Annotated in this window: 12 protein-coding genes; all 12 read right to left on the bottom strand. The window is 72.1% G+C overall.

The annotated features are described in order from the left end of the window. Nucleotides 1-101: 101 nt before the first annotated feature. The 12 genes from WFH32_RS16605 to hisI all read right to left on the bottom strand — a co-directional run bounded on the left by WFH32_RS16605 (nt 102) and on the right by hisI (nt 14,671). A complete protein-coding gene (locus WFH32_RS16605; RefSeq protein ID WP_336708436.1) occupies nt 102-1,568 on the bottom strand; it encodes a glutamate synthase subunit beta in 1,467 nt (488 codons plus the stop codon). Continuing rightward, nucleotides 1,561-6,120 (bottom strand): glutamate synthase large subunit, encoded by a 4,560-nt coding sequence (gltB, locus tag WFH32_RS16610; RefSeq protein ID WP_336708438.1) that lies wholly within the window; start codon nt 6,118-6,120, stop codon nt 1,561-1,563. Before gltB ends, WFH32_RS16605 begins: the two co-directional genes overlap by 8 nt. A gap of 141 nt (nt 6,121-6,261) precedes the next feature. Further along, the gene (gene lgt, locus WFH32_RS16615; RefSeq protein WP_191795977.1) at nt 6,262-7,182 is read right to left on the bottom strand and encodes a prolipoprotein diacylglyceryl transferase; all 921 of its coding nucleotides are present in this window, start codon (nt 7,180-7,182) and stop codon (nt 6,262-6,264) included. Next, entirely contained in the window at nt 7,179-8,042 is an 864-nt protein-coding gene (trpA, locus tag WFH32_RS16620; protein WP_191795978.1) for a tryptophan synthase subunit alpha, read from the bottom strand. Before trpA ends, lgt begins: the two co-directional genes overlap by 4 nt. Beyond that, on the bottom strand, nt 8,039-9,295 hold the full coding sequence (trpB, locus tag WFH32_RS16625) for a tryptophan synthase subunit beta (protein ID WP_336708440.1): 1,257 nt from the start codon (nt 9,293-9,295) through the stop codon (nt 8,039-8,041). The genes trpA and trpB overlap by 4 nt, the downstream gene beginning before the upstream one ends. 47 nt (nt 9,296-9,342) lie before the next feature. Further along, nucleotides 9,343-10,155, bottom strand: coding sequence for an indole-3-glycerol phosphate synthase TrpC (gene trpC, locus WFH32_RS16630; protein ID WP_191795980.1), 813 nt, complete (start codon nt 10,153-10,155; stop codon nt 9,343-9,345). A gap of 195 nt (nt 10,156-10,350) precedes the next feature. Next, nucleotides 10,351-10,803: a DUF2752 domain-containing protein gene (locus WFH32_RS16635; RefSeq protein ID WP_191795981.1), complete on the bottom strand. Its 453-nt coding sequence runs from the start codon at nt 10,801-10,803 to the stop codon at nt 10,351-10,353. Nucleotides 10,804-10,834: 31 nt separating this feature from the next. After that, nucleotides 10,835-11,425: a DUF4190 domain-containing protein gene (locus WFH32_RS16640; RefSeq protein ID WP_336708441.1), complete on the bottom strand. Its 591-nt coding sequence runs from the start codon at nt 11,423-11,425 to the stop codon at nt 10,835-10,837. 136 nt (nt 11,426-11,561) lie between these two features. Next, on the bottom strand, nt 11,562-11,837 hold the full coding sequence (locus WFH32_RS16645; protein WP_191791288.1) for an HGxxPAAW family protein: 276 nt from the start codon (nt 11,835-11,837) through the stop codon (nt 11,562-11,564). A 79-nt stretch (nt 11,838-11,916) separates the two neighbouring features. Beyond that, nucleotides 11,917-12,687 carry a Trp biosynthesis-associated membrane protein gene (locus WFH32_RS16650; protein WP_336708443.1) on the bottom strand — a complete coding sequence of 257 codons (771 nt, stop codon included), beginning with the start codon at nt 12,685-12,687 and terminating at the stop codon, nt 11,917-11,919. Then, nucleotides 12,684-14,255, bottom strand: a complete 1,572-nt coding sequence (locus tag WFH32_RS16655; protein ID WP_336708538.1) for an anthranilate synthase component I — start codon at nt 14,253-14,255, stop codon at nt 12,684-12,686. The genes WFH32_RS16650 and WFH32_RS16655 overlap by 4 nt, the downstream gene beginning before the upstream one ends. Nucleotides 14,256-14,269: 14 nt before the next feature. After that, complete coding sequence (gene hisI / locus WFH32_RS16660; protein WP_336708539.1) at nt 14,270-14,671, bottom strand: phosphoribosyl-AMP cyclohydrolase; 402 nt, start codon at nt 14,669-14,671, stop codon at nt 14,270-14,272. Nucleotides 14,672-14,803: the final 132 nt, after the last annotated feature.

A 14,803-nucleotide genomic window follows, 5' to 3' on the forward strand; every position in this document is an offset into this window, starting at 1 on the left:
TTCCTTCGTGTCCGGCGGAACCGGACCGCTTCGGGCCCCTGCCTGGGCCCCGTCTCCACCCCGACGTCCGGTCGGACGTCGGGGCGCGTCTCACACTCCTGTCATGCTCTCAGCGACACGGTCGACGCGCGCACCGGAGCGGGCAGCTCGCTGCTGCCCTGCAGGTACGCGTCGACCGACGCCGCCGCGGCACGACCCTCGGCGATCGCCCACACGATGAGCGACTGGCCCCGGCCCGCGTCGCCCGCGACGAAGACCCCGGGCACCGTGGCCGCGAAGTCGTCCCCGCGCGCCACGAGCCCGCGCGTCGTCAGCCCGATGTCGGACTGGGTCGAGAGCGTGTCCGTCTCGGGTCCCGTGAAGCCCATGGCCACGAGCACGAGATCGGCAGGGATCTCCTTCTCGGTGCCGGCCTTCGGGACGCGTCGCCCGTCCGGGAGGTACTCGGTCTCGGCGACGAGCAGTGCTCGCACCCGACCGTCCTCGCCCGCGAGGAACTCGACGGTCGAGGCCAGGTAGGCCCGCTCACCGCCCTCCTCGTGCGAGGTCGAGACCTCGAACAGGATCGGGTCGGTCGGCCAGGGCTGGCCCGCGGCCCGCTCACGCGGCGGCTGCTTGCCGATCGCGAGCGTCGTGACGCTCGCGGCACCCTGCCGGAGCGAGGTGCCCAGGCAGTCCGAGCCCGTGTCGCCGCCGCCGATGATGATCACGTTCTTGCCCGTCGCGACGATCTGGTCCTCGACGGTCCCGCCCGCGACCACGGTGTTCGCCTGGTGCAGGAACTCCATGGCGAAGTGCACGCCGTCGAGGTCGCTGCCCGGCACCTGGAGCGCACGCGGGATCGTCGCGCCCGTCGCGAGCACGACGGCGTCGAACCGGCGCCGCAGCTCGTCCCAGGTGATGTCCGTACCGATCTCCACGCCCGTGCGGAAGCGCGTGCCCTCGGCCTCCATCTGCGCGAGACGACGCTCGATGTGCGTCTTCTCGAGCTTGAAGTCCGGGATGCCGAACCGCAGGAGGCCACCGATCGCGGCGTCCCGCTCGTACACGACGACCGTGTGGCCGGCCCGCGTGAGCTGCTGCGCCGCGGCGAGCCCCGCCGGCCCCGACCCGACGACCGCGACCGTCGAGCCCGTGAGCCTCTGCGGCACGTGCGGCGTGACGAAGCCCCGCGCGAACGCCTCGTCGATGATCGAGACCTCGACGTTCTTGATCGTCACGGCAGGCTGGTTGATGCCCAGCACGCAGCTCGACTCGCACGGCGCCGGGCACACCCGCCCCGTGAACTCCGGGAAGTTGTTCGTCTCGTGCAGCCGCTCGCTGGCCTCGGCCCACTGGTCGCGCCAGACGAGGTCGTTCCACTCGGGGATGAGGTTCCCGAGCGGGCAGCCCTGGTGGCAGAACGGGATGCCGCAGTCCATGCAACGGCCGGCCTGCTCCTTGAGGAACGGCTGCCCCTCGACACGGTGCTCGTGGACGTCGCGCCAGTCACGCAGACGGACCTCGACAGGGCGGTTGGGCGGGAGCTCACGCTCCCGCACCTTCAGGAATCCGCGGGGATCAGCCACGGGCCACCTCCAAGATCTGGTCCCACACGCCGGGGGCGGCAGGATCGAGACCGTCGAGCTCCGCCTGGGCGAGCGCCTTGCGCACGCGGGCGAACTCGGCCGGCAGGATGCGCGTGAAGCGAGCGCGCGCCGCGTCGAAGTCCTCGAGCAGCTCGGCCGCGACGGTCGAGCCCGTCTCCTCGAGATGCGTCCGGACCAGGCCCTCGACGAGCGCGGCGTCCGCGTCGTCGAGCGTGTCGAGCAGCAGCTCGCCCGAGGACACGCCGGTCGTGTTCATCGCCTGCGGGCGCAGGTCGAGCACGTAGGCCGTACCTCCCGACATGCCCGCACCGAGGTTGCGTCCCGTCGGTCCGAGGATCACGACGGACCCGCCGGTCATGTACTCGAGGCCGTGGTCGCCCACGCCCTCCACGACGAGCGTGGCGCCCGAGTTGCGGACCGCGAAGCGCTCGCCCACCAGGCCGCGCAGGAAGATCTGCCCGGACGTGGCGCCGTAGCCGATGACGTTGCCCGCGACGACGTTGCTCGACCCCGTGAGGACCGCGGCACGGTCAGGACGGACGACGATGCGTCCGCCCGACAGGCCCTTGCCGACGTAGTCGTTCGCGTCGCCGAACAGGCGCAGCGTGATGCCTCGCGGGAGGAACGCGCCCATCGACTGACCGGCCGACCCCGTGAGGGAGACGTCGATCGTGTCGTCGGCCAAGCCCTCGCCGCGGTACCGCTTGGTCACCTCGTGACCGAGCATCGTGCCCACGGTGCGGTTGACGTTGCGGATCGGCAGGGCGATCCGCACGGGCTCACGGTTCTCGAGCGCGTCGGTCGCCAGCGCGATGAGCTGGTTGTCGAGCGCGCGGTCGAGCCCGTGGTCCTGCGTCGTCGTGTTGCGCAGCGACGACCCCTCGACGGGCTGCGGCTTCTCGAGCACGGGCCCGAGGTCGAGACCCTGAGCCTTCCAGTGCTCGACCGCCTTGCGGGTGTCGAGCGCCTCGACGTGCCCGACGGCCTCCTCGATCGAACGGAACCCGAGGCGGGCCAGGTGCTCGCGCACCTCCTCCGCGATGAACTCGAAGAAGTTCACGACGAACTCCGGCTTGCCCGTGAACCGGGCGCGCAGCTCGGGGTTCTGCGTCGCGACGCCGACCGGGCACGTGTCCAGGTGGCACACGCGCATCATGACGCAACCGGAGACGACCATGGGAGCCGTCGCGAAGCCGAACTCCTCGGCCCCCAGCAGCGCACCGATCACGACGTCGCGCCCGGTCTTCATCTGGCCGTCGACCTGGACCACGATGCGGTCGCGCAGGTTGTTCAGCACGAGCGTCTGCTGGGTCTCGGCCAGGCCGAGCTCCCACGGGGTGCCCGCGTGCTTGAGCGAGGTCAGCGGGCTCGCGCCCGTGCCGCCGTCGTGCCCCGAGATGAGGACGACGTCGGCGTGCGCCTTGGACACACCTGTCGCCACGGTGCCCACGCCGAACTCGCTCACGAGCTTGACGTGCACGCGAGCCGACGGGTTCGCGTTCTTGGCGTCGTGGATGAGCTGCGCGAGGTCCTCGATCGAGTAGATGTCGTGGTGCGGCGGCGGGGAGATGAGCCCGACCCCCGGCGTCGAGTGACGCGTCTTGGCGACCCACGGGTACACCTTGTGACCGGGCAGCTGACCGCCCTCGCCGGGCTTGGCGCCCTGGGCGAGCTTGATCTGGATGTCGTCCGCGTTGGTCAGGTACTCGGACGTGACGCCGAAGCGGCCCGACGCGATCTGCTTGACCTTCGAACGACGCTCCGGGTCGTACAGGCGCTCCGGGTCCTCGCCGCCCTCACCCGTGTTCGACCGTCCGCCGAGCCGGTTCATCGCGATCGCGAGGGTCTCGTGCGTCTCGGCCGAGATGGAGCCGTAGGACATCGCACCCGTGTTGAAGCGCTTGACGATCTCGCTGACCGGCTCGACCTCGTCGATCGACAGCGCCGGGCGCTGCCCCTCCTGGAACTCCAGGAGGCCACGCAGCGTCATCAGACGGGTCGACTGGTCGTCGACCCGCTGGGTGTACTGGCGGAAGACGTCGTACCGGCGCTCGCGCGTCGCGTGCTGCAGGCGGAAGACTGTCTCGGGGTCGAACAGGTGCTCCTCGCCGTCGCGGCGCCACTGGTACTCGCCGCCCGTGGTGAGACGGACGTGCGCCTGGTGGTTGCCCGAGGCCGGGTAGGCCTCGGCGTGCCGTGCGGCGACCTCTGCCGCGAGGACGTCGAGGCCGATGCCGCCGAGGCGGCTCGTCGTCCCGGCGAAGTAGTCCGCGACGAGCTCGTGCGAGAGACCGAGCGCCTCGAAGACCTGCGCCCCGCGGTACGAGGAGATGGTCGAGATGCCCATCTTGCTCATGACCTTCAGGACGCCCTTGCCGAGCGCCTTGATGAGGTTCTTCACGGCCTGCTCGGGGCTGACCGGGACGAAGCCCGACTTGGCGAGGTCCTCGACGGTCTCCATCGCGAGGTACGGGTTGACCGCGGCCGCGCCGTAGCCGATCAGGAGGGCCACGTGGTGCACCTCGCGGACGTCCCCGGCCTCCACGACGAGCGAGACCTGGGTGCGCGTGTGGCGGCGCAGCAGGTGGTGGTGCACCGCGCTCGACAGGAGCAGCGACGGGATCGGCGCGAGCTCCTGGTTCGAGTCGCGGTCGGAGAGCACGATGAAGCTCGCACCCTCGGCCACGTGCTGGTCGACCTCGGCGAAGATCTCCTCGAGGCGGTCCTGAAGAGCCTGGCCACCCCCACCGACGGGGTACAGCCCCTTGACGGTCACGGCCCGGAAGATGCCCTCGAGGGCCGGGTCACGGTCGACGCGCAGGATCTTCGCGAGCTCGTCGTTGTCGAGCACGGGGAACGGCAGGATCAGCTTGCGGGCGTGCAGCGGGCTGTCGTCCAGGAGGTTCGGCTCGGGGCCGATCGCCCCGCCGATCGACGTGACCAGCTCCTCGCGGATCGCGTCCAGCGGCGGGTTCGTCACCTGGGCGAACATCTGCGTGAAGTAGTCGAACAGCAGCCGCGGCCGGCTGGACAGCACCGCGATCGGCGTGTCCGTGCCCATGGCGCCGAGCGGCTCGGCGCCCGTGCCGGCCATGGGGGTGAGCAGGATCCGCAGCTCCTCCTCGGTGTAGCCGAAGGCGCGCTGGCGACGCTGGACCGAGGCGGGGCTGTGCGCGACGTGCTCACGCTCGGGCATGCGGTCGAGGTAGACCGAGTTCTCGGCGACCCACTGCGCGTACGGACGCTGCGCGGCGAGCTGCCCCTTGATCTCCTCGTCCTCGATGATGCGGCCCTGGCCCGTGTCGACCAGGAACATGCGGCCCGGCTCGAGCCGGCCCTTGCGCACGATCGTGGCGGGGTCGAGGTCCAGGACCCCGGCCTCGGACGCCAGGACGACGAGGCCGTCCTCGGTCACCCAGTACCGCCCCGGGCGCAGCCCGTTGCGGTCCAGGACGGCGCCGATGAGGGTGCCGTCGGTGAAGTTCAGGCACGCGGGGCCGTCCCACGGCTCCATGAGCGTGGAGTGGTACTCGTAGAAGGCCCGACGGTCCGGGTCCATCTCCGTGTGGTTCTCCCACGCCTCGGGCGCCATCATCAGCACGGCGTGCGGCAGCGAACGGCCCGACAGGTGCAGGAGCTCGAGCACCTCGTCGAAGCTGGCCGAGTCGCTCGAACCCTCCGAGCAGACCGGCAGCAGCGGACCGAGGTCGCCGAGCTTGTCGCTCGCGAGCATGCCCTGGCGTGCGGCCATCCAGTTGCGGTTGCCTCGCACCGTGTTGATCTCGCCGTTGTGCGCGATCATGCGGAAGGGCTGGGCGAGCGGCCACGACGGGAACGTGTTGGTCGAGAAGCGCGAGTGCACCAGGACCAGCTCGCTCGCGTAGCGCGGGTCCGAGAGGTCCGGGAAGAACGGCTCGAGCTGCGCGACGGTCAGCATGCCCTTGTAGGTGAGCGTGCGCGAGGACAGCGACGCGAAGAACAGCCCGAGCTCGTGCTCGGCGCGCTTGCGCAGACGGTACGTCCGACGGTCCAGCTCGAGGCCGGACAGCTCGCGGGTCAGGTCGGCGACCACGAGCTGACGGAACGTCGGCATCGAGGCGCGCGCGCTCGGCCCGACGAGGTCCGCCGTCACGGGGACGTCGCGCCAGGCGAGGACGACGAGCTTCTCCTCGGTCGCGATGGCCTCGACCTGCCGGACCGCCTCGGCCGCAGCCACGGGGTCCTGCGGCAGGAAGGCCATGCCGATCGCGTAGTGGCCCGCGGGCGGCAGCTCGACGTCGACGACGTCCCGCACGAAGGCGTCGGGGATCTGGGTCAGGATGCCTGCCCCGTCACCGCTGTTCTCCTCGGCGCCGACGGCGCCGCGGTGGTCCAGGTTGAGCAGGGCCGTGAGCCCCGCGTCAACGATGTCGCGTCCGGGCGTGCCGCGGAGCGTCGCCACGAAGGCGACACCGCACGCGTCGTGCTCGGCCACAGGGTCGTACAGGCCCTGTGCCGAAGGCGCAGCAGCCCGGTGCAGCGGCGTGGTCATCAACACCGTCCTCACAGGCGCCCGGCCATGGGCCGGGCTTTGATCCAACTTGGGGGATTGTGGGACTTCATCGGCCCAACGGACATGACTGAACCTGCTGGATGGTTGTCCAGCGGGTTCGCCTATGAAAAGACGGATGCTTCAGCGACCTGGGTCGGGTCTGGCAGCATCTGCCTGCTCGGGCTCCGCAGCATCGAGCGATACTGTCTCTTCGCGCCCTGGGTTTCGGCGCCCGACAACGATAAACGCAATCAACGCACCGACTCCGACCAGGATGGAGGTCCAGACGTTCAGTCGGAGACCGAGCACCAGCTCGGCGTCGTCGATGCGTAGCATCTCGATCCACACGCGGCCAAGCGTGTAGAAGAGAACGTACAGCCAGAATACCCGACCGTGACCCAACCTGAAGCGACGGTCGAGATAGATGAGGAGGAAGGCTGCTGCGACGTTCCACAGCATCTCGTAGAGGAACGTCGGGTGGAACAGCGTCCCGGCCCCGCACGTGAGTCCTGCGTTGCTGCAGACGTAGTCCGCGATGCTCGGGTCGACCTCGAGCCCCCACGGGAGGGTGGTGGGACCACCGAACAGCTCCTGGTTGAACCAGTTGCCGAGCCGGCCGATCGCCTGGGCGAGCAGGAGACCTGGGGCGAGCGCGTCCGCGAACGCCGGGAAGCTCACCTTCTGGCGTCGGCAGCCGATGTAGGCACCCACGGCACCGAGGGCGATCGCGCCCCAGATCCCGAGGCCGCCGTCCCAGATGCGCAGGGCCTTGAGCGGGTCGCCGTCAGGACCCCAGTACGCGTCCGGCGAGGAGATGACGTGGTAGAGACGCCCACCGACGATGCCGAAGGGCACGGCCCAGAACGCGATCTCGAGGACGTCGTCGGCGTCGCCGCCACGCTCGACCCAGCGCTTGCGCGTGAGCCACACCGCGACCGCGATGCCCGCCAGGATCGCGAGCGCGTAGGCGCGCAGCGGGAAGGGCCCGATGTACCAGGTGTGCTCGGAGGGGCTGGGGATCGAGGCGACCACGGGCCCGACGGCGGAGACCAGCCCGTTCATGCCGTCACCTGCCCGGTGGTCCCGTCGCCCGCGCGAGCCGTGCGGACGCCTTCCGCCAGGTCACGCGTGACCGTGCGCAGGTTCTCCAGGCGCTCTTCCCAGGGCTCGTCACCGAGGAGCGGACGAACGAAGGCCGAGCCGACGATCACGCCGTCGGCGTAGCGACCGACCTGCGCGGCCTGTGCGGCCGTCGAGACGCCGAGCCCCACGCACACGTGCTCGCCCCCCGCGGCGCGGGTCGCGGCGACCAGCTCCTCGGCCCTGCTGCCGACCTCGGCGCGGACTCCGGTCACACCCATGGTCGACGCGGCGTAGACGAAGCCGCGCGACGCGGCCGCCGTCAGGCGCAGTCGCTCGGGGGTCGAGCTCGGCGCGACGAGGAACACCTTGTCGAGGCCGTGCGCGTCCGCGGCGGCGATCCACTCGCCCGCCTCGTCCGGGATGAGGTCGGCCGTGATGAGCCCGGCTCCCCCGGCGGCCGCCAGGTCGCGGGCGAAGGCCTCGACGCCGTAGCGCAGCACGGGGTTCCAGTAGGTCATGACGAGCACGGGGACGCCGAGCGCCGCCACGGCCTCGACCGCCGTGAAGACGTCCCGCACGCGCGTGCCGCCCGCGAGGGCGTGCTCGACCGCGCGCTGGATGACGGGCCCGTCCATGACGGGGTCCGTGTAGGGCAGCCCGAGCTCGATGATGTCGACCCCGGACTCGACCAGCGCCGTCGCGGCCTGGACGGTCCCCTCGACGCTCGGGTAGCCGACCGGCAGGTAGCCGATGAGCGCCGCGCGCCCCTCGGCCGCCAGCTCGTCGATCCGTGCCGACGTCGCGTGGGGGGCGCGGACGCCCCCGACGGTCCCGCTCACAGGCTGCTCCCTTCGCCGTCGACCACGGTGTCCGCGTCGATCAGGTCGAACCACCGCGCCGCGGTCGCGACGTCCTTGTCCCCGCGGCCCGAGAGGTTCACCAGGATCACGGTGTCCTCCTTGCCCGCGGCCTGCGCCTCGCGGCCGATCCGCAGCGCTCCGGCCAGCGCGTGCGCCGACTCGATCGCCGGGATGATGCCCTCGGTGCGGCACAGGAGACGGAAGGCCTCCATGGCCTCGACGTCGGTCACGGGCTCGTAGGTCGCCCGGCCCAGGTCGTGCAGCCACGAGTGGGCGGGCCCGACGCTCGGGTAGTCGAGCCCCGCGGAGATCGAGTGGCTGGGCAGCGTCTGGCCGTCCTCGTCCTGCATGAGGTACGAGCGCGCGCCGTGCAGCACGCCCGGCGCGCCACCGCTGAACCGTGCGGCGTGCTTGCCGGTCGGGACGCCCTCTCCCCCGGCCTCGAAGCCGTAGAGCGCGACGTCCTTGTCGTCGAGGAACGCGTTGAACAGGCCCAGTGCGTTCGACCCGCCGCCCACGCACGCAGCGAGGGCGTCGGGCAGGCGGCTGATCCGGTCGAGGATCTGCGCGCGCGCCTCCTCGCCGATGATGCGGTGGAAGTCGCGGACCATCTCGGGGAACGGGTGCGGCCCCGTGACCGTGCCGAGCAGGTAGTGCGTGGTGTCGACGTTGGCGACCCAGTCGCGCAGCGCCTCGTTGATGGCGTCCTTGAGGGTGCGCGAGCCGATCGTGACGGGGACGACCGTCGCACCGAGCAGGCGCATGCGCGCCACGTTCAGCGCCTGGCGCTCGGTGTCCTCCTCGCCCATGTACACGACGCACTCGAGGTCCATGAGGGCTGCCGCCGTCGCGGTGGCCACGCCGTGCTGCCCGGCGCCGGTCTCCGCGATGACGCGCTTCTTGCCCATGCGCTTGACGAGCAGCGCCTGGCCGAGCACGTTGTTGATCTTGTGCGACCCCGTGTGGTTGAGGTCCTCGCGCTTGAGGAAGACCCTCGCCCCCCCGGCGTGCTCCGCGAAGCGGGGCACCTCCGTGAGGGGATTGGGGCGCCCCGTGTATTCCCTGTGCAGCCGGGCGAGCTCCTCCTGGAACGTCGGGTCGACGACGGCCTTGCGGTACTCGGCCTCGAGCTCGTCGAGAGCGGCGATCAGGGCCTCCGGGACGAAGCGTCCGCCGAAGTCCCCGAAGTAGGGGCCCTGCTGGTCCTGCAGGGAACGTGTTGCGTCGGGCACGCGGCCTGACCTCCTCGGTACGGGATCTGGGGGTGTCGGGGGCTTGCTCAGTGGCGGACGGACCACAGCGACGGGTGCGACCCGGCCGCGACGAGGTCGGCGACCGACGCGCGCGGTGCGGCGTCCGTGACGAGGGCCTCGCCCACGAGGACGGCGTGCGCCCCGGAACGGGCGTAGTCCATGACGTCGTGCGGGCCACGCACCCCGGACTCGGCGATGCGGACGTACTCGTCGGGGATGGCCGGGGCGAGCCGTGCGAACGTCGTACGGTCGACCTCGAGGGTCTTGAGGTCGCGGGCGTTGACGCCGATGACGCGGGCACCGGCGTCGATCGCGCGCGAGACCTCGTCGAGCGTGTGCACCTCCACGAGGGCGGTCATGCCGAGCGAGTGGACGCGCTCGACGAGCGAGGTCAGGACGGTCTGCTCGAGCGCCGCGACGATGAGCAGGACGAGGTCCGCACCGTGGGCACGGGCCTCCCAGACCTGGTACGGCGTCACGACGAAGTCCTTGCGCAGGACCGGGATGTCGACCTTGCCCCGCACGGCGTCGAGATCGGCCAGGCTCCCGTTGAACCGTCGCTGCTCGGTGAGCACCGAGATGACGGCGGCGCCGCCCTTCTCGTACTCCGAGGCGAGCGACGCGGGGTCGGCGATGGCCGCCAGGTTGCCCTTGCTGGGGCTCGAGCGCTTGACCTCGGCGATCACGGCGACGGCGTCCTCGGCCTTGAGGCGGCTGATGCAGTCGAGCGCTCCGTGGACGCGCGAGGCGCGCTCCTTCAGCTCGTCCAGGGTCGTCCTCGCCTGGCGCTCCGCAAGGTCCTCGCGGACTCCCGCGACGATGTCCTCCAGAACCGTCATCTGATATCTCCCCGTGCTCGTCGTCGACTCCGTGCCACCAGAGGCTCGCGTCCGTCCGCCGGGACCGTGACGGGTCACCCGCAGCATCTCTCCGCGAACCATTGACAGGGAGATACCTGCCATCGTAGAGCCGCCTGAGAGTGACCAGGGACACGTGTCACCTCGCGAGACGTGTCCCAGGTCCACGCCTGGGCGTCAGGACGGCCCCAGGAACGGCGCCAGCGCGGGCACGTTCCGCGCGATCCCGAAGCCGATCAGGATCGCGAGCCCGACGACCCCGGTCCACGGGGGGACCGCCCTCGCCGTCGTTCCGCGCCGGGCCCGACGGACCCACAGGGCCCAGGCGACGACGAGGAACGGCACGACGAGGACCCAGAGCGGGTTCATGGCCCACGCCCCCGCGAGGTCGCCCGTCGCGAGGTCGTGCGTCGCGCGCAGGCCACCGCACGCCGGGCACGCCCACCCGGTGAGGGCGAGCAGCGGGCACAACGGGTAGCCGCCCTCGTGCGGGTCCACGAGCGCGAGGAGCACGGTGGCCCCTGCGACGCCCGCCCCGACCCCGAGCGGCGTGCGCAGGGCACGCCACGTCCGGTCCTCGGCCCGAACCGTCGCCGAGGGAGCCGGCGGCGACACCGGTGGTCTCGTCATCTGCGCGCCCCCTCTCGTCCTGTGCCGCTCGTCAGTAGGACGTCGAGTCGACCTCGCCGAACGCGAGCCCGAAGCCCACCAGGATCACGAACAGGATGATCGCGAGCACCGACAGCGCCGACGCGACCCAGCCGAGGATGACCCCCGCCTGCGCGAGCCCTCCGTTGTTCGCCTCGCCGGCCTCGACCGCACGCTTGGCCTTCGTGCCGACGATGATGGCCGGGATGCCCGTGAGGAACCCGCACGACAGCACGAACGACGCGATGCCCAGCACGAGGGCCCAGATGCCCAGGTCGTTACGGGGGAAGTAGCCGTAGCCCCCGGGAGCGCCGGGGGCGGGGTACGGCGAGGCACCGTACGGAACCTGCTGCGGCGCACCGTAGGGCGGCTGCGCGGGCGGCGGGTACGGCGAGTACCCGCCCTGCTCTGCACCGGGCACGGAACCCGGGGCGGGCTGCCCCGTGGGCGCCGCGTACGGCGACGCGGGCTGCCCGGGGTAGGTCGGGTAGCCGGGGGTCGGGGGCGGCGCCTGGCCGGGGGCCTGCGGCTCCACGGGCTCGCCGCCGGGCTGCTCGCCCTCGGGGCGGTAGGGGTCGTTCGGCGGGGTGGGTGGGTAGCTCATGGTGCGACCTGCTCTCTACGAGACGGCTGCGCGGCCCGGTCGACGCCGGGTCTGCTGCCGGTGGTACGGCACGCGCCACGCACCGAAGGGGGTGCGCGGCGCGTGGAGTCACGTCCGGGCTCTCGCCCGGGAGGGGTCAGTGCTGCGTCGTCGTCCGGGGTGCGACCCCGGGCTTCGGCTGGCCGTACCCCATGTTGCGCAGCACGCCGCCGCCGACGAGGGCCAGGGCGACCACGACCATGCCGACCCAGAAGAGCCAGACCTGGGCCATCGCGACGGCGACACCCGCGACGACCGCGCCCACGATGATGCCGATCATGGTGAACCAGGCCGCGACGGTGTGCCCGTGGTTCGTGGGAGGTGCCGACGGCGGCAGGTAGGAGATCTCGGTGGTCTGCGGCTTCTCGGCCATGGGGGTGTGCCTTTCGTCAAGATGTGCGCCCAGCCTATCGGACGCGGGTCGGTCTGTTCCTGCTGGCAGGACGTGATGTTCAGCGGTCGGTGGGGTCCTCGCCGCGGGTCAGCGAGTCCCACGTCTCCTGCTCGTCGGGCTCCTCGCCCTCCGGTGCGGCCGCCGCGTCGCCCGCCGGCGCGTCGGCAGACGCGGTGGACGACGCGTCGGCGCGGCCCGTCGCCCCGGTGGCGCCGGTGCGGGTCCCGTCGGCGCGACCGGTGCCGGACGACGGCGAGGCCTCGGTGCGGACGATCTCGTGGCGGGCGGAGACCCGCCCCCACGACGGGGAGGACACCGCCGCCCAGAGGGCCACGAGGACCACGAGCACGCCCACGGCGCAGGCGACGTAGGGCCAGGGGGTGAGGACGATGCCGCTCGTCATGTCCGTGACCCCGGTCGCCTCGGCGACCGCGGTCCGGGCGGCCTGCGTGGGGTCGCGCAGGATCGCGGCGGCCGATGCGGCGACGACGACCCCGCTCGCGGCGGACACCAGGAGCACGAGCCAGCGACCGATCCGCCCGACCAGTCCGAGAGCCAGCGCGCTCGCCACGACGACCAGCGCGCCCGCGCCGACTCCCGGCGCGGCCGACGTGCCCGTGACCTGGACCAGGACGTCGGGGTCGAGCGGTGTGGCCCCCGAGGTGCGCAGCCAGGTGGGTGCGGCAGCCGCGAGAGCGCCGCCACCGAGCACGAGCAGCAGCAGGATGGCGCTGCGGCGCGCCAGGCGCCACGACCGCGGCGCACGAGCGGCCGCCGCGGACCCGGTACCTCGCGCGGCGCCGGCAGCGCCGGACGACACCCCGGTCATGCCAGGCTCCGCAGGCGCGCCGCGAGCTGGACGGCGCGCACCGCGGCCGCCGCCTTGTTGCGTGACTCCTCGTACTCGAGGGCGGGCACGGAGTCGGCCACGATGCCCCCGCCCGCCTGGACGCTCGCGCGTCCACCTCGGATGAGCGCGGTGCGGATCGCGATGGCCATGTCCATGTTGCCGTCGAAGTCGAAGTAGCCCACGGTCCCGCCGTAGATGCCGCGCGACGCGGGCTCGAGCTCGTCGATCAGGGCGATGGCGCGCGGCTTCGGGGCGCCCGAGAGGGTGCCCGCCGGGAACGTCGCACGAAGCACGTCGAGCGCCCGTGCTCCCTCGCGCAGCGTCCCGACGACGGTCGAGCACAGGTGCATGATGTGGCTGAACCGCTTGGTGGCCATGAACTCGACCACCTCGACCGACGCGGGCTCGCACACCTTCACGAGGTCGTTGCGCGAGAGGTCGACGAGCATGATGTGCTCGGCGCGCTCCTTGGGGTCGGCCAGCAGCTCCTCGCCCAGCGCGACGTCCTGCTCGGGGGTCGCGCCGCGTGGACGCGACCCGGCGATGGGGAACGTGACCACGTGCCCGTCGTCGACCTTGACGAGCGTCTCGGGGCTCGACCCGACCACGGCGAAGTCCGCGCCGTCGGCGTTGGTGAGCTGGAAGTAGTACATGTACGGGCTCGGGTTGATGGTCCGCAGGGCCCGGTAGACGTCGAGCGGCGGTGCCGGGCAGTCGAGGTCGAGCCGCTGGGAGATGACGATCTGGAAGACCTCGCCGTCGCGGATCGCCTCCTTGCCCGCGAGCACCGCGTCCTCGAACTCCTCGCGCGTCGAGCGGAACTCGAGCTCGGGCTCGGGGACGTCGACGACGACGGCCGCGGTCGAGGATCCACGGCCGGTCCCGGCCACGAGCTCGCCCTGCATGCGGTCGAGGCGCGCGACGGCGTCGACGTAGGCCTCGTCGACCCGCTCGTCGGTGTCGTCGAAGTTGATCGCGTTGGCCACGAGCCACACGCTGCCCTCACGGTGGTCCACGACCGCGAGGTCGGTCGCGAGGCACAGCGTGACCTCGGGGACACCCAGCTCGTCGGGCGCGTTCGCGGGCAGCGTGGGCTCCCAGTGGCGCACGACGTCCCACCCCAGGGCGCCCGCGAGCCCGCCCGTGAGCGGGGGCAGGCCGTCGATCGCGGGGGTGCGCAGCGCGTCGAGGGTCCGTTCGAGCACGTCGACGACGTCCCCGGACGTGGGGACGCCCGCGGGGACGTCGCCCGTCCACACGGCCTGACCGTCGCGCGCGGTGAGCGTCGCCCGCGAGGCGACGCCCACGAACGAGTAGCGGGCCCAGGAGCCGTCGACCTCGGCGGACTCCAGCACGAACGTGCCCGGGCGGCTCTGCGCGAGGGTCCGGTACAGGCCCACGGGAGTGACGTCGTCGGCCAGGAGGCGGCGCACGACCGGGACCACCCGGCGCGAGGACGCGAGCGCGCGGAATCCCTCGACCGCGGGCCAGGTCTCGCCCCAGGGAAGGCCCGCGGCGGGCACCACGGGGACGGGCGAGCTGGTCACGGGGGCCGGTCCGGTCACTGCGTCTTCTCCTCGGAGGTCTCGGTCTCGGGGCGGTTCCCGACGACGGCGCCCAGGTCTCCACCCGCCTCGAAGCAGGTCCGGGCACCGGTGTGGCAGGCCGCACCCACCTGGTCGGCGCGGACGAGCAGGGCGTCGCCGTCGCAGTCGATCGCGACGGACCGTACCCACTGCGCGTGGCCCGACGTGTCGCCCTTGCGCCAGTACTCCTGCCGTGAGCGCGACCAGAACGTGACCCGGCCGGTCGTCAGCGTGCGGCGCAGCGCCTCGTCGTCCATCCAGCCGAGCATGAGCACCTCACCGGTGTCGTGCTGCTGGACGATCGCGGCGACGAGGCCGTCGGCGTCGCGCTTGAGGCGGGCGGCGAGGGTCGCGGGCAGCTCGGCGGGAGCCGCGATCGAGGTCCCGTCGGAGGTCTTGTCCGCAGGGACGGGCTGGTCGGCGGACGGGGCTGCGTTCTGGGGCACCCGAGAATCCTGCCAGATCCCCGGGCTCCCCTCGTCCGTGGTCCGCGCCTCGGCCCGCCCGCC

It is taken from the genome of Oerskovia sp. USHLN155 (assembly GCF_037145535.1).
Lineage (GTDB): Bacteria > Actinomycetota > Actinomycetes > Actinomycetales > Cellulomonadaceae > Oerskovia > Oerskovia rustica.